The organism is uncultured Muribaculum sp. (genome assembly GCF_910583865.1).
Classification (GTDB): Bacteria; Bacteroidota; Bacteroidia; order Bacteroidales; family Muribaculaceae; genus Muribaculum.
This window is the reverse complement of the sequence record NZ_CAJTYX010000001.1, coordinates 140,113-161,525: the sequence shown is the minus strand read 5'-3', so window position 1 is coordinate 161,525 and position 21,413 is coordinate 140,113. Positions and strand designations below refer to the sequence as shown.

Annotated in this window: 13 protein-coding genes; 9 read left to right on the top strand and 4 right to left on the bottom strand. The window is 55.6% G+C overall.

Going from position 1 to position 21,413, the window contains the following annotated elements:
- The 9 genes from QZ303_RS00565 (at window position 1) to QZ303_RS00525 (ending at window position 12,661) form a co-directional block, all read left to right on the top strand.
- On the top strand, window positions 1-1,569 hold the full coding sequence (locus QZ303_RS00565; RefSeq protein WP_295727772.1) for a SusD/RagB family nutrient-binding outer membrane lipoprotein: 1,569 nt from the start codon (window positions 1-3) through the stop codon (window positions 1,567-1,569).
- 28 nt (window positions 1,570-1,597) lie between these two features.
- Window positions 1,598-3,064: a BACON domain-containing carbohydrate-binding protein gene (locus QZ303_RS00560; RefSeq protein ID WP_295727770.1), complete on the top strand. Its 1,467-nt coding sequence runs from the start codon at window positions 1,598-1,600 to the stop codon at window positions 3,062-3,064.
- A gap of 313 nt (window positions 3,065-3,377) precedes the next feature.
- Complete coding sequence (locus QZ303_RS00555; RefSeq protein ID WP_295727768.1) at window positions 3,378-4,838, top strand: phosphodiester glycosidase family protein; 1,461 nt, start codon at window positions 3,378-3,380, stop codon at window positions 4,836-4,838.
- The gene (locus QZ303_RS00550) at window positions 4,835-5,398 is read left to right on the top strand and encodes an RNA polymerase sigma-70 factor (RefSeq protein WP_295727766.1); all 564 of its coding nucleotides are present in this window, start codon (window positions 4,835-4,837) and stop codon (window positions 5,396-5,398) included. Before QZ303_RS00555 ends, QZ303_RS00550 begins: the two co-directional genes overlap by 4 nt.
- Window positions 5,399-5,407: 9 nt before the next feature.
- Entirely contained in the window at window positions 5,408-6,988 is a 1,581-nt protein-coding gene (locus tag QZ303_RS00545) for a sulfatase (RefSeq protein WP_295727764.1), read from the top strand.
- A gap of 122 nt (window positions 6,989-7,110) precedes the next feature.
- The gene (locus QZ303_RS00540; protein WP_295727763.1) at window positions 7,111-8,469 is read left to right on the top strand and encodes an NAD(P)-dependent oxidoreductase; all 1,359 of its coding nucleotides are present in this window, start codon (window positions 7,111-7,113) and stop codon (window positions 8,467-8,469) included.
- A 133-nt stretch (window positions 8,470-8,602) separates the two neighbouring features.
- Window positions 8,603-9,055: an NfeD family protein gene (locus QZ303_RS00535; RefSeq protein ID WP_295727762.1), complete on the top strand. Its 453-nt coding sequence runs from the start codon at window positions 8,603-8,605 to the stop codon at window positions 9,053-9,055.
- A gap of 53 nt (window positions 9,056-9,108) precedes the next feature.
- Complete coding sequence (locus QZ303_RS00530; RefSeq protein WP_295727759.1) at window positions 9,109-10,083, top strand: SPFH domain-containing protein; 975 nt, start codon at window positions 9,109-9,111, stop codon at window positions 10,081-10,083.
- A 163-nt stretch (window positions 10,084-10,246) separates the two neighbouring features.
- Window positions 10,247-12,661, top strand: coding sequence for a choice-of-anchor J domain-containing protein (locus QZ303_RS00525; RefSeq protein ID WP_295727758.1), 2,415 nt, complete (start codon window positions 10,247-10,249; stop codon window positions 12,659-12,661).
- 114 nt (window positions 12,662-12,775) lie between these two features.
- Here the strand turns inward: QZ303_RS00525 and QZ303_RS00520 are convergent, their stop codons facing one another.
- The 4 genes from QZ303_RS00520 to QZ303_RS00505 all read right to left on the bottom strand — a co-directional run bounded on the left by QZ303_RS00520 (window position 12,776) and on the right by QZ303_RS00505 (window position 21,396).
- Window positions 12,776-15,094, bottom strand: a complete 2,319-nt coding sequence (locus tag QZ303_RS00520; protein WP_295727757.1) for a TonB-dependent receptor — start codon at window positions 15,092-15,094, stop codon at window positions 12,776-12,778.
- Window positions 15,095-15,209: 115 nt separating this feature from the next.
- Complete coding sequence (locus tag QZ303_RS00515; protein WP_295727756.1) at window positions 15,210-18,194, bottom strand: glycoside hydrolase family 3 N-terminal domain-containing protein; 2,985 nt, start codon at window positions 18,192-18,194, stop codon at window positions 15,210-15,212.
- Between the two features lie 14 nt (window positions 18,195-18,208).
- Complete coding sequence (locus tag QZ303_RS00510; protein ID WP_295727755.1) at window positions 18,209-19,657, bottom strand: bifunctional UDP-sugar hydrolase/5'-nucleotidase; 1,449 nt, start codon at window positions 19,655-19,657, stop codon at window positions 18,209-18,211.
- Window positions 19,658-19,740: 83 nt separating this feature from the next.
- Window positions 19,741-21,396 (bottom strand): diphosphate--fructose-6-phosphate 1-phosphotransferase, encoded by a 1,656-nt coding sequence (locus tag QZ303_RS00505; protein WP_295727754.1) that lies wholly within the window; start codon window positions 21,394-21,396, stop codon window positions 19,741-19,743.
- Between the last annotated feature and the right edge of the window lie 17 nt (window positions 21,397-21,413).

Below are 21,413 nucleotides of genomic sequence, written 5' to 3'. Positions count from 1 at the left end.
ATGAAATTACTAAACCGACATATACTCTACATGCTCGCCGGCGCATTGGTCGGCACCGCCGCAGTGTCCTGCACGAGCGATTTCGAAATCATCAACACCGACCCCAACAAGACCCCAATGGGGGAGTTGAACCCCTATGGGGTGTTTGAGGCGATGTTCTATGGCATGACCAACCGCCAGCTCTATCTCACATGGAACTACAACAATGAGCTTGTGCAGTTCACCGCATGCACCGGAAGCAATGGCAAGGACTTCCACCGTTACAGTTTCAGCGACTCCCACGTGTCAACCGTCTGGAACAACTATGCCCGATATGCCGCCAACGCAAACCATATGATACTGCTTGGCGACACGAAAGATGAGCCTGCGGCAAAGGCTGTCGGCATGACATTGAAGGTGTTCGCCATGTCCAATCTTACCGACATATTCGGCGACATACCTTACCGCGAGGCATTCCAGTACGACAAGGAGAACTGGACTCCCGTTTTCGACAGCCAGAAGGATGTCTACGAGCAGATGTTTGCCGATCTTGAAGCCGCCAACAAGATATACTCTTCCTCCCCCGTTTTCGCCAAGCCGGCTATCGACCTGATGTACGGCGGCGACATGCAGCTGTGGCGCAAGTTCAACAATTCACTGTATCTGCGTCTGCTCATGCGAGTGTCGGCACGCGCGGAGATGAATGCCGGTGAAAAGATCGCCGAGATTCTGGCTTCTCCTTCGAAATATCCGGTCATATCTTCGGCATCGGAGAGCGCTACCGTGAAATATACCGGCATCGACCCTTATTACAACTACTTCCGCCCGGAGGACGTGAAGGAAACGCAGTTCACACCCAACAAGATTGCCAACACGTTTCTCGACCTTCTTCTTATCACCGGCCGCGATTCCGAGGAGGATCCGCGTCTTACTACTATGGCAATACAGCGCGGCGGCGACTGGAAAGGCGTGCAGGGCGGATGCTCCATCTCCGATGCACGTGTCGAGGACATCGGCGCCAGCTATCTCAACTATCCCGTCCTTGCGCGTGATGCTGCGCCGGCATGGCTGTTCGATTACTCCGAAATGCAGTTCATCCTCGCGGAAGCCGCGCTCAAGGGCTACATCTCCGGGGGCGACGATGCTGCACGTGCCTATTACGAGTCAGCCGTCACTGCTTCATGTAAGAAGTGGGGCGAGTTGACGCGTTATAGCGCCACGCAGTATCAGATTACCGACGACCGCATAGCCGAGCTGCTTGCCGGGAAACTCGCGGGCTGGGACGCCAATTCCGACCATGCGGCCCTTATCGCCAACCAGAAATTCATATCTTTGCTTTGGGTCGGCTTTGAGGCATACCATGAATTGCGTCGCACGGGATGGCCGGTAATCTCTATCGGCAACGGATGCAGCTACAATAACTACGAATATCCGCAACGGCTTTATTATCCTACCAACACCGTCGGATCCAACAGCGTCCACGTGCAGGAGGCCCTCACCCGTATGGGTGGAGAGAACACCCTGCGCACTCCGGTGTGGTGGAGCTACAAGGCCATTAACGGCACTTTTACCGCCGTGCGCCAGCAGTAACGATATATGACACTTAATTCTCAGAAAAATGAAATTTAAAAATATATTCCGGGTTTCGAATGTGATCGCCGTTGCCGCTCTTATGGCGCTGGCTGTCACCTCATGTAAGGAAGATGACGATTCGGTTGCAGGCGATCCGTTCTTTTATGTGGAAGGTGCCGATAACGGGGTTGTACGCATGGATGTCAAAGGTCTCGACCAGGATAAATGGTCGTTTGGTGCGGGCGACCATTATATAGTACGTTCAAACTGTTCCTGGCGTCTCGTCCCCGTCGACGGTGAGATGCCCGAGTGGATGAAGCTATATCCGCTTGATGGGGAAGGCGAAGGCATCATTCGCTTTTATGCCGTAAGCAACCCGATGGCCGAAGTCCGCAAGGCTGAGTTCCGCGTGATGGCCAACGGCGTGGAGTTGCCGCAACGTCTCGTGCTTGCGCAGGATCCGTCAGGACCTACACTGTCCGTCACCGCTGACAACATCCAGCTCCAGCAGGCCGGCAGCTTCAGCGAGGTTGTAGTCACTGCCAACTATGAATGGACAGTAGAGCCTGACACGGATGCCGCATGGCTGTCGGTGGTGCGCGACGGCGATAAGCTCGTTATTGGAACCGCTGAGGCAAACCATACCGGTGCCGAACGTTCCGCTCTTATTGTCATCAGGGGAACCGGTGCCAATTCGGAGATTACGACCACTATATCCGTCACCCAGCTCGATGCCATATTCTTCGACGATTTCGGGTGGTGCTTCACACCTGTGGATGCGAATGCCGATTTTTGCGACGAGGCTTACGTAGAGCCGCAGTGCTGGAACGACCACATGCTCCGTATCGATAAGTGGATCGATCCTGTTAAGTCGGCAAACCCCGGCTGGACGGCAGTGCGTGGCTCTTCCGGCAAGTCGGCAGGTCCATACACTTATTCACGTTACCATTTCATCCTGTTCGGCACCTCCAGCAAGTGCGCCGGCAACATATGTTCCCCGGCGATATCTTCCATCAGCGGGGAGGTTACGGCCACAGTAAGCTGGAGCATGGCCGGCTTCACATCGGCCAAGAACGCCAAAGAGAAAGGCAACGAGTTTTGGGTGTCGATCCTCGGGCCGGGACGCATCGTAGATGCAAAGGCCAACGGCACAAGCTCTGCGGCCATAATGACAGGCACATGCACCATACCATACAACAGCACCGGCGATACCCCCGACGGGCAGGCGGGTGTGCACGATGTCGACCTCACCGAGGCAGCGAAGTTCCTTATAGGCAAGGACGGCTATTTCGACACCGAGGAGACCACATGCCTGGAGGTATGGCGTAATCCTGAGAGCATGTTCTCGATGAAAGTCGAGGGCATGACATCAGCCACACGCATCGTGTTCATTGCATGCGATGCCGACAATCTCACCATGAACGACGGCGAAGGATGGGATGTGCGTTCCAATAAAGGAAAATATAAGTCCAACCGAAAATTGTTTGACAACTTCAAGGTGGTAGTCGATTGATCCGGCTACTCTTAGGCGAGATATGAACATCCCCGGATGGGCGATGTGCCGATATTTATCAGGCATATCGCTCATCTCGGACGTCTTAAGTAACTCGCAAAAATTATTTTATATTTACGACGAGAGAATTTTCGAGCGATTTTTGCTCGATGAAGAAGGAGTGTAGCGAGCTACATGACTGATGAAGAGAGCGGAAAGCGCCGAAAATTCTCCGGCGGAAATATAAAGCTTTAGAATTTATCATATGCGAAATAATTTTTGCGAGTTACTTATAGACGTAGAACTTCTATGAATGAAAAAAATCACTGATGACATGAAAAAACTATGCTGTCTTACCCTGTTTGCTACAAGTGTCCTCGCATCTCATGCGGAGACGCTTGAGATAGCCGGTAAGCAATGGGATTATACTGTTGTGAAAAGTGAACAACCTGCACAGGGGGTGTCCTACATGCGTCTGCGCATTCCCGACTATCCTCTTAATGTCAATCTTCTCACTGTCGATCTTTCCGACCCCGGTTGCCGGGTGGAGACATGGTGCGCGAAAGAGTCGTCGCGCGGAATAGAGGCGATCACCTCCGCCGCGAAGCGTCTCACATCTGAGTCTCTCACTCCGGTTGCTGCCGCCAACGGTAATTTCTGGCACTGCTACGGGCAGAACGAATATCCTGTCTATAACCTGATTCCCCGTGTGCTTTCCATCCGCAACGGTGTGCTCGTGACCGAACTCAGCACCGGCCGTGAGAAGTGGCTGAAAGGCCCGGGACGAAACGGCGCGGTGGGCATAACCCCCGACGGGCATGTCTATGTCGATTACTTTACCCCGACCATCACTCTTAAGATGCCCGGCACCGAGCAGGGACAGATGAACATAAACACATGCAACAAAGGCGTGTCGGCCAAATATTCCACCACAGGCGAGCTGGGTATGTATAATGCCTACTACGGGCGCGACAATAAGTTCATGTATGTCGAGATCGATGACAACAAGAAGCTTGTCATCGACGAGGATGCCGCCGATGCCACTGAGGTGCTTCTCGATCTCGACGAGGGACAGACATGGATGGCCGGACGTGACATCACCTTCACCGTGAAGAGCGTGCGCACGAAAGCTCCTGCCGGCACTCTCGGAGACCACGACCTCGCCCTCGTGGCACGTGGAGGCAAGAAACCGGGGCGTCTGGCACAGTTGAAGGTGGGATATAAGGTGCACCTGAATTATTCTTTCAAGGTCACCGGCGCGGACATATCTCCGGAGATTGAGCAGGCCATATGCGGCAACGCTCTTGTGATGCGCGACGGCATTCTTACCGAGCACAACACAAATGAGGAATATAATTCGATGGTGTATTCGCGCACCGGCTACGGATGCTCCGCAGACAACCGCCGTCTGTTCATCATAGTCATCGACAAGTCGGTCGATCCTGTCTACGGCAAGTCGGCGGGATGTTCCACCTCGGCCATGTGCGAGATCGCACGTCATTTCGGATGCTCGTCGATGGCCAACTTCGATGCCGGAGGTTCCGCCGAGATGATGTATGGCGGAAAGATTGTCAACACCACCACCGAGGCGACCCCGCGCGATGTGGCCAACGGCCTGATGGTGTTCTCTACCGGGGTGTCTGGCATTGATGGTGTCTGTGCCGGCAAGGATGCGCATGCATACGACATGTGGTACACGCTCGACGGGTTGGTCTATGACGGCAATCCGCACCGCCCCGGTCTGTATATCCGCCGTCGCGGGGCCGACGTTACAAAAGTATTGATTGGAAAATGACCGATAAGGATACATCCGACAGCCGCCTGATGCAGCTTCTACAAGGTGAGGAGGATACTGCGGGTGGAGCGCTCACGTTGCTCTACCTGCGGTATGCACCGCGCGTGCGCGAGCTGGCGCAATGTATCCTGCACGACTACGACGAAGCATGCGATGTGGCCCACGATGTGTTCATGTCGTTGTGGCAGCACCGCAATGTGCTTGAAGGGGTTGCTTCGCCATCGGCCTATCTTTTCCGCATGACGCGCAATGCCGTGCTCAACCGGCTGAAGCACAGGCGTATCGTTGACGACTACGCATTACAGCCGTTCGACACTACCTCGCCCTACGATCCGGTGGAGACCTTCTCGACACGCGAGATGGTGGCCATGATAAGGGCGACCGTCGCGGGAATGCCGCCGCTGCGGCGAAAGATATTCCTGATGAGCCGCTCCAAAGGCATGACCTATCAGCAGATAGCCGAGGCCGTGGGAGTGAGCCACAAGACGGTGCAGTATCATATAGGCATCGCATTGAAGGAATTGCGCAAGGTGCTTTCATTTGTGGTGTTGTTTTTATAACTTTGCCGTATGCTCACCTCTCGTTACTATATGCCGGTGGTCTTTTCTATAGGTCTGTCGGCTCTGCTGCCCGGTCATGCGGTTGCCCGCGATTCATCTCTCCCCCGTCCCAACATACTCATATGCATGGCCGACGATGCCGCACATATGGGCGCTTACGGCATCCCGTGGGTGTCTACTCCGGCATTCGACAGCGTGGCGCGGCAGGGACTGCTTTTCCGCAATGCGTTTACGTGCAATTCCAAGTCCGCACCGTCGCGTGCGTCGTTCATAACCGGTCGCAATTCCTGGCAACTGCGCGAGGCCGCCAATCATTGGTGCGAGTTCCCGCGCGACATAATGTCGTTTCCCGAGGCGCTTGAGCATGACGGCTATTTTACCGGATACACAGGTAAAGGGTGGGGACCCGGGATCGCTGTCGACTCTTTGGGCAATGACCGTTATCTTACCGGTCGACCGTATAACGACATAAAGTGTGTCCCCCCGACAAGGCAGATCAACGCTATAGATTATTCGGCCAACTTCGGCGCCTTCCTGCGTGATTGGGACGGCGAGACCCCTTTCTGTTTCTGGTACGGGGCCAGGGAGCCGCATCGCAAGTATGAATACGGCTCCGGACTACGTGCCGGAAAATCCGTTTCAGACATTGATTCCGTCCCGTCCTACTGGCCGGACAATGATACGGTCCGTACCGACATGCTCGACTATGCCTATGAAATCGAATACTTCGACCGTCACCTCGGCTCAATCCTTTCTCAGCTTGACAGCATCGGGCAGCTTGACAACACCATAGTGCTGGTGACTTCCGACAACGGCATGCCTTTCCCGCGCTGCAAGGGGCAGGAATATTACCAGGCGTCACGTCTGCCTATGGCGATGATGTGGCGCGACGGTCTGGCGAATCCCGGACGTGAGGTACGGGAGTTGATAGGGCATATCGATGTCGTGCCGACTCTTATGGAGATTATCGGGATGGATCCGGAAAAAGCCGGTATGCTGTCCGTTACCGGACGCTCATTTACCGACATAATAGCGGACTCCACCGACAGGACGGTCGACCGTGGCTACATGATGCTCGGAAAGGAGCGTCACGATGTCGGACGGCCTGATGATCAGGGGTATCCAATAAGGGGTATCGTGCGCGACGGCTATCTGTTTGTCCGTAACTACGAGCCTGCCCGGTGGCCTTCCGGCAATCCGTCGACAGGATATATGGATACCGACGGTTCTCCTACCAAGACAGCTATAATAAAGGCTCGCCTTGATTCCACTACCCGCCGTCTGTGGGATCTTTCGATGGGAAAACGTCCGCAAGTCGAGTTGTACGATATTGTACACGATCCGGAGTGTGTGCGTAATCTCGCTGACGAGCCTGCCATGAAGGGAGTGATTGAAAGACTTGAACGTGAGATGACCGCACGGCTTACCGAACAGGGCGATCCGCGCATGGCCGGTGAGGGACATCTGTTTGACGGGTATCCCAACATGTGCCCATCACGGATGTATTGGAATCGTGTCCGTGCCGGGGAGAAGAAGATTCCCCACGGTTGGATCAGTAAGTCTGATTTTGACCCGGAGGCCGAGGAATGATTTTCATTGGAAAAATTTGATTAACTTTGCCGTCCGAAATATCCAATTAAACAGACTGGGAACTGTGACGGAATGCATTTGCGATTCTGTAACATTCCTCGACATTAACACATACCGATACTATGGACGGATTCAAGGAAGTTTCTGAGAACTATACCCTCCCCGAGGCCATCAGGGAGGCGCAGCGTTGTCTCCACTGCAAGGTACCCGGATGCAAGAAGGGATGCCCTATATCCAATGACATTCCCGACTGGATTGCCGAGCTTGCCAAGGGCAACTTCGGCAATGCAATGAAGATAATCAATTCGCGGAGCAACCTTCCCGCCGTGTGCGGTCGCGTGTGCGGCCACGAGCGGCAGTGCGAAGGCAATTGCGTGCTCGCGAAGAAGGGTGCCCACATCAATATCGGCAAGCTTGAGCGATTTGTGGCCGACTTCGATGCCGACGCCGGACTTACCCACGAGGCCATCCCCGAGAAGTCGCGCGGCGCGGTTGCCGTGATTGGCAGCGGGCCGGCCGGCCTGACCATAGCCGGCGACCTTGCCAGGCAGGGATTCCGCGTGGAGATTTTCGAGATGCAGCCCGAACCGGGTGGGGTGCTCATGTTCGGCATTCCCGAATACCGGCTTCCCAAGGAGGTCGTACGCCGCGAAATCAAGAAAATCGAAAACCTCGGGGTGCTTTTCCATCTCGACACAACTATAGGGCGCACGCTCACCATCGACGACCTTTTTGCCCGTGGCTTCGATGCCATATTCATGGGCACCGGCACCGGGAGGCCCAAGAAGCTCCCTATCCCGGGGATTGACCATCCCGGAGTGCGTCAGGCCATATGGTTTCTGCGCAGGGTGAGCTTGTTCCAGTCGGGATGTATCGACCGCAAGGAAGTGGTCATAGGCGAGGGCGAGCGTGTGGCGGTGATCGGCTGCGGAAATACGGCTATCGATGCGGCGCGCACCGCTCTGCGCATGGGCGCCGCGGAGGTGACGGTAATTTACCATCGCACGGTAAACGAGATGAGCGCGCTACGCGCGGAATACGACGATGCCGTGGCGGAGGGCGTGAAGTTCTTGTGGAAATCTTCCGTGACCGACATACGCGGTGCGCGCCCTGACTCCGACGCCGTGTCTGCCGACATGCCGTGGGATGCCGCCAATCGCCTGAGCGGAATCACGGTCGATACCGAAGGGACTCTTACCGACATGCCTGTAGACCGTCTGATTCTCGCCGTGGGCAGCGCGCCCGCTTCACGCATTGTCGATTCCACCGAAGGCATCAGTGTGGATGAAAAGGGGTATGTGCTCACACGTGACGTGCCTTATGGTATGACCACACGGCGCGGGGTATTTGCCGGTGGCGATGTCACCAACCGTCCCGCCACGGTGGTCCATGCCATGCAGGATGCCAAGCGTGTGGCCGAGGGTATCGTCCGATATGTCGATGCAGTCAAGCTCATGGAGTCCATCAACCTTCCATCATAAACTCGTCTCTCAGTTGTCTGGAATAGGAGGACGATTAAATAGTGAATATACGGAAATTTAGATATTATTTATCGTTTTTGAGAAAAATTAAATTATTTTGGTATCTTTGCGGTATTGATAACCGAATTCAGATATGACACTCTGGATTATATGGCTTGCTTTGGCCGCGCTTCTTATCATAATAGAAGTGTTCTCGCAGATGGTGTGGACGCTATGTCTGGCCATCGGATGCGTTGCCGCTTTGGCCGCCGACTTCCTTGGCGCTCCGCTTGAGTGGCAGCTCGTCACGCTCGCAGTCATCGCCGTAGTGGCCTACATAGTGCTTGTGCCATTTGTGAAGAGGTGGCATGAGAAGCAGGTTGCAAAGGAAGGACGTACAGCGCGCACGGGCATGGACGCCTTGTTGGGACGTCGTGCCATTGTCACACAGGTGATTCGTCCCGGCGAGATAGGACGTGCGCGTATCGATGGTGATTCATGGCAGATTGTGGCCCCGGGCATTCCATATGCGATTCCGTGCGGCGCAGAGGTAATAGTCACCGATTACGATTCTATAATACTCACGGCTACGCTGCCGGACAAATAACCTCATTTTGTATAATACAGGACACTCCATATTACTCTAATTATCCTACAACCATGTCATACATCCTTGCAGCTGTAATTGTCGTATTGGCAATAGTGATCATATCGGCAGGCGTGAAGGTCGTGCCGCAGTCTGAAACACGTGTGATCGAACGTCTCGGACGTTTCCACAGCGTGCTTAATCCCGGACTTAACTTCATCATCCCGTTTATCGACAAGCCAAAGACCATATACACTCGACGTGTCGAGACCACCGTGGGCGGCCATCACATAGTGCGCAACACCGTGACGAGCGTGATAGATCTCCGCGAACAGGTCTATGACTTCCCGTCGCAGCAGGTGATCACCCGCGACAACGTGACCACTGAAATCAACGCTCTCCTTTATTTCCAGATTACCGACCCCAAGAAGGCAGTGTATGAGATCGACAATCTTCCAAACGCCATAGAGAAGCTTACCCAGACATCGCTGCGAAACGTGATCGGCGAGCTGGAACTCGATGAGACGCTTACGAGCCGCGACACTATCAACACCAAGCTTCAAGCCATCCTCGACGATGCCACCAACAAGTGGGGCGTTAAGGTCAACCGCGTGGAACTTCAGGACATCACTCCTCCCGAATCGGTGCGTGTGGCCATGGAGAAACAGATGCAGGCCGAGCGCAACCGTCGTGCCGAGATTCTCAATGCAGAGGGTCAGAAGCAGTCGCAGATTCTTCGTTCTGAAGGTGAGAAGGCATCCAAGATAAATCAGGCCGAGGCAACAAAGCAGGCTGAGATACTGCGTGCCGAGGGTGAGGCGCGAGCCATCATCCTCAACGCCCAGGCTGAGGCGGATGCCATACTTCGTGTGGCCGACGCGGTGCGTTCAGGCAATACCGATCCCGCCACCTATATGCTCGCGATGAAGTACATAGAGACACTTCGAGAAATGACATCCGGCAAAGACAACAAGACTGTCTATATACCCTACGAAGCTTCTTCAGTCCTCTCTTCCATAGGCTCGATACAATCCCTCTTCCAAAAATAAGACCCTTCGCGTACGTTGACTTGTCAGGATTGTCCTCCACGACAATCTGTTATCCGTTGCTTGTCATTTCATATGATTTTCAAAATGCTTGGTTCGATTACATAAAATACATATTTTACTACCAATCAAATAATTATTAACTAAAAGCTTAACAAAACAATTTATGAAGTATTCTACCTCATTGGTGCTGTTGCTTTCATTCTCATCGGCTGTTGCTTCAGGCCCGTCGATGCCGATTGCTATTGCAAGAATTACCCCCCCCGAATCTAAATCGCTGAGTATCAACGCGGTAGGCGACAGTCGCATGGTGCTTGCCGAGCAGGAGATGGCTCCCGGCATAGTGCAGCGTGTGGTTCGTGACAGTGAAGGCCGTGTCTACAAGGATATGGTGAAGCATGGAAAAGTATCTGCCGAACGCCAGCAGATACGCAAGCCGTTCATGGCTCCCGAAGGGGCGACATTCTTTGAAAGTTTCGAAGGCCATACAGATCAGCTTGACTGGCTTCCCGAAGGGTGGACGGAAATCAATACTCCCGAAAATAAACCGACCCTCGAGATGTGCAGCCATAATATCAACAACTCATGGAGCGCACAGGACACAGGCGACGGATACTGGACGGCCATTACATCCGACGGAGTGAAGGAGTGCTGGATTCACTTCACCTACAATTGGAGCTACAAGAACTCTGAAGGTGAGAAAGTCGAGGGTGCGAAGTCTCCGCAGGACGAATGGCTGATAACGCCCGAGATCAACGTGGGTGCTAACGATGACCTCTTCTTCCTTGCCGAGGTGGATCTTGGCTCCATATTCGACTATAACTGGAGTGCATATGAGTATGACCACGACAAAATCGACACCGATCTGGAAGTCCTTGTCACATTGGATAACGGCGAGACGTGGAAGAGCCTTTGGAAAGTCAGCGAGAACGTGTGCCCGTCGATGACCGACAATGAGATGTATGATCTCATGGGTGAGCTTAAGTACTACTCATATTGTGTGCCCCTCACGGATTATCGTGGCAAGAGCGTGAAGATCGCTTTTCGCTACACCACTCCTTATGCCGGAGGAAACTCGATGGCGGTCGATGCCGTGACGGTTGCTGCTCCGCAGCCCGAGGCTTTCTACCATCTCCCCGACGGCACTCTGCTTGCAGGAGTCACCGACGGCCTGCATGCGGCTAACCAGTCCTATATTCTGCTTCCCGCCGACACCCGGATCAGCTGGAATGCTTCCTCGAACGCCTACACGGAGAAGAATTCATGGGCATTCTACAGCGAGGCCTCCGGTGATATGACCGATATCGTGGAGGGTAACACCGCTTCCGTTTCATATCCTTGGAGCCATGGGGGTGTGATACCGTATCCACAGCTCACCGCAACCAATGTCAACGGCACCAACACGTATTCTTATGACGGCGCAGCCGCAGAGGATATGAAGGGTGGCATGTACATCGGCGGAAGAATTCCCGACCTGGTCGACGAGGTCGTGTATCTCGGCAACTACGATTATACAAATAAAGGCCTTGTCACCCCGAACTTCGGCAACGGCTCCTATTGCTTCGGAACAGCAGCCGAGGGCACGTGGGGAACCGGTATTACCCAGAAAGCATTCGGCAACCTTTTCTATGCTCCCGCAGCGCCTCTGACTGTCACCGACGTGATGCTCACCCTTGGCGAATTTGATGCCGACGATGATGCGGAAATTACCATGGAAATATACACTGTAGATAAATATGGTTCGGTAAGTACCGAGCCGGCGGCGACATCCGTGGTAAAAGGGAAGGACATATCCGGATTCGGTTTCTATAACGCGTTTTTCCGCCTCGATACACCTTATGAGATGACCGGGAATACCTTGGTGATGATCAAAGGCTTCGACAGCCCCAAGGTGCGCACGTTTGCCGCCTGTGCGCAGGCTATAAAGAATGATGCCTCACATAACTATGCCTACATGATCTTTGATATAAACGGCAGGGATGTGTTCTACTCGGCATCCGAGGCATTGACGGAATATGCATCGGCTCTGTTCATCAGCCTTAACGGCACATATCATGTGCTGAAACTCGACGAGGAGATCGTGGAATTCGACACAGCCACCAATTCCGTAGAGGTAAGCGCGAGCGCTACCAACGCTCCTGAAAACTGGTGGGTGGTCGACAAGGCAAACGATAATGCACGTCTCCCGCTCGTCGCCGAAGGCACAAGCTTCGACTGGCTTACCGTGACGCCCGTGACCAAACCCGACGGATCATTCGCTGTGCGTTTCTCCGCACCGTCAACCGACAAACAGCGCTCAAAGACTGTCTATCTCTCCAATGGTGGCAGCGAGGCCCGCATCCGTGTAAAGCAGACGGCTACTTCGGGCATTGACAGTGTTGATGCCGCTGACGGATTCTCTTTGACCTTTGACGGCTCTATATTGGCAGTAGCCGGAGTGACTGATGCAGAGACTGTCAATATCTACGATACCTATGGCCGTCTGGTCTACTCCGGGGCAAACGGCATTGATACCGCCTCTTTCGGCCATGGTGTCTACATCGTGCGTTGCGGCTCGCATGTGGCCAAATTCACGAAATAATCCTTCCCTCTTAAGATATAAGCGTTTAAATCTATATGAAAATGCGGTGTGTCGTGTGGCACACCGCATTTTCTATATATGTATATATATGAATTTACAGACATCATGCAGGCATCATATCCCGAGGGAGATGCCGAAATTGATGCAACGGGGGAGGGTAGGGCCGTAGATGTAGCCCGAGTCGCGCAGGGGGCCACGGTCGAAGTCGCTTTGATAGGAATTGAATATGTTGCTGACACCTGCCGAAAGGTCGAGATCCACGCGGTTGTAAAGGCGGAATGTATATGTCAGCTTTATCGACGCGTCTATAAACGATTTTGTCTCAATTGCCATGTCTATGTCGGTGCCAGAGCCTACAAGGTGCTGCACGAGCATCGGCCCGGTGCCTGTACCGGTGATGCTTGCACGAAGGGCACGGGTGATTCCCCAGTTGGCGGTGAAGTATCCGTAGATGTCGGGAGTGCGGAACATCCTCTTTTCGGCAGGTACGTCGGGATTGTCGCTCCACGATTCCGCTTTCTTGTAGCGGCTTCGCTGCATCGTCACTCCCCCCTGTATGTCGAACTTGTTGGAGAAGAATGCTTTTGCCTCGATGTTCATGCCCATTACGCGTGCGCCCGATCCGTTGTAGCGCTCCAGCACGGCATTGCCGTCGGCATCGGTGTTTTCAAGCTGCCGCAGGGCAAACACGTCGCGCAGGTCGGTGAAGAACCCTTCTACAAGCAGGTTGGTCTGTACGTTGCCGAAGCGGTGGTAGAGGTCGGCCGATACGCTCACGCTCTGCGAACTCTCCTGCTTCAGTCCGGGTGCGAGCACTGTCACAACACGCTCTCCACCTACTATGGCCACGTGGAAATCCTCGTCGTAGGCCTGCGGTGAACGGAATCCCGTGGAGTAGGAGGCACGGAAGTTGAGGTTTTCGGACGGGTTGAACCGTATGTTGACACGCGGCGATATTATGGCGTTATGTATCATCGAGTGCTTGTCGATACGTGCACCTGCGAGGAATCCCCATTTCTCGTTTTTCCATTCGTTTTGCAGATAGCCGCTGTAGATGTTCACGTTCTGCACCATGTCGTGACCGTAGCCGATCGTGGTGTCGTGCAGGCGGTTGTAGGAATACTCCAGACCGGCTACCAGCTCCGACGGCATGAAGAGGAAACGGTCGATGGGATGCGTCCATTGCGTGCCGGCGGTGACTACTATGTCCGATGTGCGTCCGTAGGCATCTGGGTCCATGTCAGAGCCGTAGTAGCTTTGGCGACGCGTGGCCTGGGTGGCGGCGAAAACCGACATATGGTCGCGCCGGTCGCGCAGCCACAGGTCGAATGTGGCCTCGCCGGCATGTATGTTGTGGTCGACCTGCTCGGCAATCATTGCCATGTGGGCCGGCTGGTCGAGGCGGTCACCTCCACGCCGGTACTCGTGGGTGTTGTGGTATTCGAGCGTGAGCTTGGAGTCATCGCCGGTGCGCATGAACGTGCGTGCGCCTATCGTCTGGCTTTTGAGCTGTGCCACTTCGGTGAATCCGTCGTCGTTGTGGTCGTATCCGTCGCGGTAGCGGCTCTGGCCGTAGATGAATATGCCTGCCTTGTTGTTGTCGGTCACCACGGAGGCGTTCATTGTTGTGTTGTTGTCCATGGCTCCAGACGGGCCGATTGAAGTAAGCGTGTGGGTCACCTTGGCCGAATTGGTCAGAGGGTCGCGTGTGATTATGTTGATGGTTCCCCCGACAGCCGATGAGCCGAACAGGGCCGAGCCTCCGCCGCGCATCACCTCCACACGTTCGATCATGTTGGCGGGTATCTGTTCAAGGCCGTACACTCCGGTCAGGGCCGAGAACACAGGGCGTGAGTTCATCAGTATCTGTGAGTAATGCCCGTCGAGTCCGTTGATTCTTACCTGGGTGAATCCGCAGTTCTGGCAGTCGTTCTCCACCCTCACCCCCGGTTGGAAGTCGAGTCCGTCGGCGAGCGAGCATGCTCCGGAGTTGAGAAGTGTGCTTCCCGACAGTACGTTGACGAGCGATGCGCTTTCGCGTCGGCGTGTCTCGGTTTTTGATGAGGTCACCACCACCTGGTCGAGCATGAATGCGTCGGGTGCGATTTCAAAGTTCAGTTCTATTGTCTGCCCGGCTCTGATGGAAGTACCCTTCTTTCCGCTCCCGTAGCCCATGTATGATGTCTCAAGCGTATAGTCGCCCGGCTTCAGGTCGCGAAACACGTAGTGTCCCGACGCGTCGGTCATCGTTGTAAGACTTGAACCGGCGATTTTTACGATACATCCCGGTATGTGCTCTCCGTTTTCCTTGTCGATGACGTGTCCTACTATATTGGCATCGGAAGGCCCTGTGGTAGCCGTGGCTGCTGTCGCGCTTGCTTGTATTGCCGCCAGTATTACGGCGGCAGCCAGTGTAAGTGTTCTATGAATCATTGATCGGTCATTTATGAGCCGCGAAGTTACAGAATAGGGCTGCTGACGGCAATACCTTATTCTGATGATTTTTTGCTCATAAATTTCCTCGGATTAATCCATTTCAAGTATGTGCTTACTGTTTTAGTCCTGATATGACTGCTGAAAAAAGTTTCGGGCGTATGTCGAGGTCGGTCCATGCCCGGTTGTCGCGCGACGGGTTGATACGGTTTGTCAGAAAGATGAAGATAAGGTCGCGTGAGGGGTCGATCCACATGCATGTGCCGGTGAAGCCGAGGTGGCCTACTGTGGATGGGTGGGCCTCCGGTGCGGTGGGCGATGCTTCCGGATTAGCCATGTCGGGCGCGTCGAACCCGAGTCCGCGCCGCGATATGTCGCTGCGGGCTGTCATGAATTCCCTGACCACAGGCTCCGATATTATCCTTTGCCCACCGTAGCGGCCTCCGTCGAGCCACATCTGCCCGAGTTTGGCAAGGTCGCCTGCGGTGGAGAACAGGCCGGCGTTGCCTTGTACGCCTCCGCTGTAGGCTGCAAGTTCGTCGTGTACGTAGCCGCGCAGCGTGGCTTTCCGCAGCCAGCGGTCATGCTCGGTGGCGGCTATTTCCGATGGCTTGAAGTGCTCCAGAGGACGATAGCCGGTGTGCCACGCGCCGAGCGGGGCGAATATCTTCCCGGCCACCCATTTTTCGTGGGGCATTCCGGTAGCGCGTTCCTCGGCGTCCATGAGCATGGCGAAATTGAGATCGGAATACCTGTAGCCCGGATCGCGCAGCGTTGCATTGTAGATACGGTTCATAAGCGTGTCGCGGGTGGACGGCCCTACCCATAATGACGGGGCTATTTGCCAGGGGGTACGATCAGTCCGTGTGTGCGACGTGATGTCAGTGCGCAGACGCGCGTTGCGGTTGGCATAGGCACGTCGTGCGAGTTTTATGGTGTTGTCGCGGGTGGGACGCATGCTTACGAGCTTACCGGTGTATGAGTCGCTGTCGGTCACGGCGGCGGCGTTGGATATCCCTGCGGGAAATCCGCTTTCATGCATCAGCATCTGCCGCAACGTGATTTTGTCGCGCCCTTCCGTGCGCAACCCGGGTATGTAGCGTGCTGCCGGGGATGTGATGTCGAGCAACCCGTCATCGACTGCCTTCATCACTCCCGGCAACGTGCCTGCGATCTTGCTCACGGATGCGAGGTCGTAAAGGGTGGAATCGGCGCTCACGCGATGTGTGCGTTGCGAGTCTGTATAGCCGTAGGCGCGTTCCAACACCACGTCACCATCCTTGGCCACAAGCACGACAGCTCCCGGAAAGGCGCCTGTACGCACTCCGAGACGTATCAGCGAGTCGACCTCGCGGGACATGGCAGTAGTGAACCCGTGTGCCTCGGGGTTGGTATAGCCGAGGCGTGTCTTTAGCAGTCCGACGCCGGTGCCTGCCGGTGCGACACCTTTTATAGTGACCGGCAACGTGGCGTTGACCCTTATCCCGCCGAACAGCGCCTGTGCCGCATACTCCTGGGTGAGCGCGGTGTTCTCCCCGCAGAGCACTACGGTGCGGCTTGCTATCGGGGCGAAACGAGCCACCTTGTAGTGGCCGATGAAGAATACATCGACGAGTTTCCCGGCATCCTTCAGCGATGAGAGCGCGGCGCGGGCCGCCGCGTCGTCGTCATATACCGCCGCGATCACGATGTCGTGCGACAATATGTCTTTCTTGACCGCGGAAGTGAGCGGGGTGCCGCCCGATGCCGAATAGACGTCGATCTTGGCATATCGCGCGCAGTAGCCCGAGAAGGTGTTTCTTGCCGGTGCGCCTATGTTGACGACTGCGATGCTTGCGGTGTCAAGACGTCCGATGGGCAGAATTCCGTCGGCATTGTCGAGGCATATCACTGATGCTGCGGTAAGCCTACGGCGCACATTTTCCGATTCCGCGCCGTTCATCCTTGTCCTCAAGTCGGCCGGTGACGGTGTCGGACGGCGGGAAAGCCCCAGGGCGTATTTCCACCGGAGCACGCTGCGGCATCGTTCGTCTATTGTCGATTCCGGAAGCCTGCCGCTTTTCACTGCCTCCAGTATGGCTGTCATGCTTGTGCGGATAGACGCAGGCTCCACAAGCATGTCGGCTCCTGCTATGAGCGCGCCGACGCAGTTGTCGCCACCCTCGGGAGGCGTGGCTCCTTTCATGGCGAGGCCGTCGGTGAATACCAGTCCTTCGAACCCGAGGTCATTGCGGAGAACTCCTTCGGTGATGCGCCGCGACATCGACGATGCGCGTCCGCTGTTGTCGAGTGCGGGCACGTTGAGATGTCCCACCATCACACCTCCGAACCCATCCTTCACGTAGTCGGCAAACGGGAGCAGGTCGACCTTGCGCAGTGTCTCGGCACTGTGATCAACAGTCGGTAGCGCCTTGTGGCTGTCGGTGCCTGTGTCGCCGTGGCCTGGGAAATGTTTTGCGACGGAGAGCACGCCGCCCTCCTCAAGCCCTCGTGAATAGGCGCGTCCGAGTGCGCTGACACGTTGCGCATCTTCGCCGAACGAACGCCGTCCTATCACGGGATTGTCGGGACGGGAGTTGACGTCGAGCACAGGTGCGAACACCACATGCACGCCGAGTAACCGGCACTGTCGCGCCACTTCGCGGCCATAGTCGGAAAGCAGCGTGTCGTCATCGATGCCTCCGAGGGTCATGTTGTAGGGGAAGCGTTCGGCATCCTTGAGGCGCATGGCCGGACCCCACTCGCCGTCGAGTGTCACCAGCAGCGGTATCGGCGAGATTGACTGGGCATAGTCGATCAGTGCGGCGTGCTGTGCCGTGGTTCCTCCGCTGATCAGGATGCCCCCTATGCCGTAACGGTCGATGTAGCCTTTGACGGCACTCTTGGCGGCAGGGGTCGAACGCGGGTCGAGCATTGGTATGAACAGTTGCCCGACACGGTGGCGCAGGTCGAGGGTCTGCATCACACTGTCAATCCATGCCTCGCGTGCGGCGTCATGGCCTCCGAGCATCCCCGGGGTGACGGCTGAAGCTGCGCAAGGAATGAGCATGAGAGCCACGAGAAGGGTACGCAGGCCAAGGCGTATGAATGTATCTTTCATGACAGTCATAGATGTTACATGCGCGGAGCCGATTTGTCGTACTTGATCGCTTTGCCACCTCGCGACTCGATACGCTTCATGATCACTTCGTCGAGCTTTCCATGCAAGCGATACAGTTCGTTGCCATGGGTGAGAGGTTCCATGTAGTCGCCTCCGTTGGCGAGATAGTCTATGGTGGCGAGGATATAGGTTCGGTCGGGATCGATCCGGCGCCAGTCGAAGTCTCCGCTTACACCGTCGCCACCGCGTCCTTCCATCACCTTGAATGCGTCGATGAGGTCGTTGCCTTTGATTTCCAGAAGCACGATATGGTTGTCAAACGGCAACATGGTCATGATTTCCTCTTTGGTGATCGCACCCTTGGGCAATCCGCGGCGTATGCCTCCTTTGTTGACTATGGCGAGATCCACGTCGCAATGCACACTGCCTCGTGCTGCCGCGAGAATTTCGTCGGCTACCCAGTTGAGCAGCAGGTCGCTTCCCGCCGGCATATCCTGGGCGAGAGTGCCTATGCGTGTCTTTTTCAGGGCGTCGATGCCTTTGCGGTAGGGTGCTATTATGGAGTCGAGTGGACTGTCGGCGCGTGTGTTGTGACGGGTTACCACCGGGAGCAACCGTGAACGGGCTTTCATGGTTTCAAGGTCGAGTATGACCTCTCCGAGATAGCGGCCACGGCTTCCGGTCTGAGCCAGGAGTACGGTGTCGCCTGCTGCGTTCGGCAGGCGGAACGGCGGTCCATCGGGCGACTCCGGATCGATGACGGTGTGGCTGTGGCCTCCGATGATGATGTCGATACCTTCCGAGGCGGCGGCCAACTCCTGATCTGATGGTGTGTTGTCGGCGCTCTTGTCGTAGCCGATATGGGTCACGGCTATCACCGCGTCGGCATGCTCCACGTTGCGCAGGTACCATGCCAGCGAATTGGCGGCCTTTATGGCGTCGAGATAGCGCAGACCTTCGGTGTGGTGGCTTGCGATCATCCCTTCAGGATTGAGGTTTAGGGCTATGATGCCAACCTTCTTGCCGCCGTACTCCTTTATCGTGTATGGTTTGAACAAGGAGTCGAGTGGAGTTCCGCGCATGTCGTAGTTCGAGGCCAGGAGTTCGGCGTCGGACAGGCGCAGCCGGTCGGCGAGACGTTCCATGCCGTTGTCGAATTCGTGGTTGCCCAATATCATTATGTCGTAGCCGAGTGCGTTCATCAGACGGCGTTCCACCTCGCCGCCGTAGAGAGTGTAATACAGGGTTCCTTGCACGGCATCACCGGCATCTATGAGCAGGACGTCGGGACGGGCCTCTCGCACGCTGTCGATTATCTCCATCCGGCGTACCACTCCGCCGCGTCCTTTGTCATCGGGATCGATGGCGCTGTGGGTGTCGTTGGTATGGAGTATCACCAGTTCGCCGGCCATGGCGCAGACAGCTGCGATCGCCGCTCCTAAGGCTAATAATTGTCGTTTCATGAAGTTCGGATAATAAAAAAGGACCGCCATGAGCTTAATTGCTCCCCGAGGCGGTCCTGCAAGCTGTGAGTCGGGATTATCTCTTACTTGTGTGCGGCATGCTCATATTTGAGTGTCATAGAGCACTGGTCGCATACTTCAGCCGGGCCGAAATACTGGATCGGGCCGGGATATACGAACTCGGTGTTGAGCGCCCAGTTGTCGCGCTGTGAGGCGAACTTCTGGAATGCGGCACCGTCGAGTGTCACAAGGGCTTTCTGTATCACGGGCTTCATGGCACCGTGGCGGCGCTCCATGTTCATCATCATGGTGATAGGTATGCCGCCTGCGATCCACTGTACCGATGGCTTGGTGAGGTTGCGTACGCTTGACATGTAGCCGGTGACACCTGCACGGATGAGGCAGGAGGCATTGAAGCCGAGTGCGTAGCAGTAATCGGCGTCGAAGTTGGAGGGGTCGGCGCAACGGCCTTCATAGCCGAAGAAGTGGAACTGAGTGGCGAATTTGCCTACGTAGCGGCCTTCGCTCTTCATCTGGTCGAGACGGCGTGCCACCATGTGGCCCAGAAGTTTTTCGGTCTCGATGAGCGATACCTGCACGTTGCCGTGGGGGTCGCGGTCGAGGCAGAGCTGGTTGGCCACTCCGTCGGGAAGGCTTGTGAAGATGCCTGCGTTCTCTGCCGAAAGGCGTCCGGCAACCCAGCTGAGGCGGTTGTTAGGCTCGACTGTGGCAAACTCGGCGGCGTTGGCGGCGAGCAGGTCGTTAAGCTCGGCGATAAGGGCCTTCATGGCGGGGATGAACTCGATGAGGCCTTCGGGGATGAGGACAGTACCGTAATTGTTGCCGTTGGCGGCGCGTGCGGCCACGATGTCGGCGATAGAGTTTACGATGTCGTTGAGGGTCTGCTTCTTGGCCTCGACCTCCTCGGAGATGATGCAGACGTTGGGCTGGCACTGGAGGGCGCATTCGAGGGCGATGTGGCTGGCGCTGCGGCCCATGAGCTTGATGAAGTGCCAGTACTTCTTGGCCGAGTTGCAGTCGCGCTGTATGTTGCCGATAACCTCGCTGTAGACCTTGGTGGCTGTGTCGAAGCCGAATGATGTCTCGATAACTTCGTTCTTGAGGTCACCGTCGATGGTCTTGGGGCAACCGATTACCTGCACGCCGGCGTTGATCTGCTTGTAGTATTCGGCAAGCACGCATGCGTTGGTGTTGGAGTCGTCGCCGCCGATGATCACGAGGGCTTTGATGTCGAGCTGCTTGAGGATTTCAAGACCCTTGTCGAACTGGGCCTTGGTCTCAAGTTTGGTGCGTCCGGAGCCGATGATGTCAAAGCCGCCGGTGTTTCGGAACTGGTCGATGATATCGGAGGTCAGCTCGATGTACTTGTGGTCGACGAAACCGCCGGGACCCATGAGGAAGCCGTAGAGGCGGCTGTCACGGTTTATTTTCTTGATGCCGTCGAAGAGTCCGGAAATCACGTTGTGGCCGCCGGAAGCCTGACCGCCTGAAAGTATCACGCCCACGTTGAAAGGTGTTGAACCCTTTGCTGGGTTGGGGTCTTTCTCAAACTGGATTTCGGGGAGGCCGTAGGTGTTGGGGAACAATGCCTTGATCTCATCCTGGTCGGCCACCGAGTGGGTGGGCTTGCCCTCCACGGCCTTTACGGCCCCGGTGAGCACTACGGGAAGTTTGGGCTGATAGGCCGCGCGGGCCTTTTGAAGTGCACTCTTCTTCATCGGTATATCTTATTAGT

Bases quoted from the DNA above. Each gene is read 5' to 3' on its own strand.
- QZ303_RS00520 (WP_295727757.1), bottom strand. From the start codon at position 15,094: ATGATTCATAGAACACTTACACTGGCTGCCGCCGTAATACTGGCGGCA.
- QZ303_RS00550 (WP_295727766.1), top strand. From the start codon at position 4,835: ATGACCGATAAGGATACATCCGACAGCCGCCTGATGCAGCTTCTACAA.
- QZ303_RS00515 (WP_295727756.1), bottom strand. From the start codon at position 18,194: ATGAAAGATACATTCATACGCCTTGGCCTGCGTACCCTTCTCGTGGCT.
- QZ303_RS00545 (WP_295727764.1), top strand. From the start codon at position 5,408: ATGCTCACCTCTCGTTACTATATGCCGGTGGTCTTTTCTATAGGTCTG.
- QZ303_RS00555 (WP_295727768.1), top strand. From the start codon at position 3,378: ATGAAAAAACTATGCTGTCTTACCCTGTTTGCTACAAGTGTCCTCGCA.
- QZ303_RS00565 (WP_295727772.1), top strand. From the start codon at position 1: ATGAAATTACTAAACCGACATATACTCTACATGCTCGCCGGCGCATTG.
- QZ303_RS00540 (WP_295727763.1), top strand. From the start codon at position 7,111: ATGGACGGATTCAAGGAAGTTTCTGAGAACTATACCCTCCCCGAGGCC.
- QZ303_RS00525 (WP_295727758.1), top strand. From the start codon at position 10,247: ATGAAGTATTCTACCTCATTGGTGCTGTTGCTTTCATTCTCATCGGCT.
- QZ303_RS00560 (WP_295727770.1), top strand. From the start codon at position 1,598: ATGAAATTTAAAAATATATTCCGGGTTTCGAATGTGATCGCCGTTGCC.
- QZ303_RS00530 (WP_295727759.1), top strand. From the start codon at position 9,109: ATGTCATACATCCTTGCAGCTGTAATTGTCGTATTGGCAATAGTGATC.
- QZ303_RS00505 (WP_295727754.1), bottom strand. From the start codon at position 21,396: ATGAAGAAGAGTGCACTTCAAAAGGCCCGCGCGGCCTATCAGCCCAAA.
- QZ303_RS00510 (WP_295727755.1), bottom strand. From the start codon at position 19,657: ATGAAACGACAATTATTAGCCTTAGGAGCGGCGATCGCAGCTGTCTGC.
- QZ303_RS00535 (WP_295727762.1), top strand. From the start codon at position 8,603: ATGACACTCTGGATTATATGGCTTGCTTTGGCCGCGCTTCTTATCATA.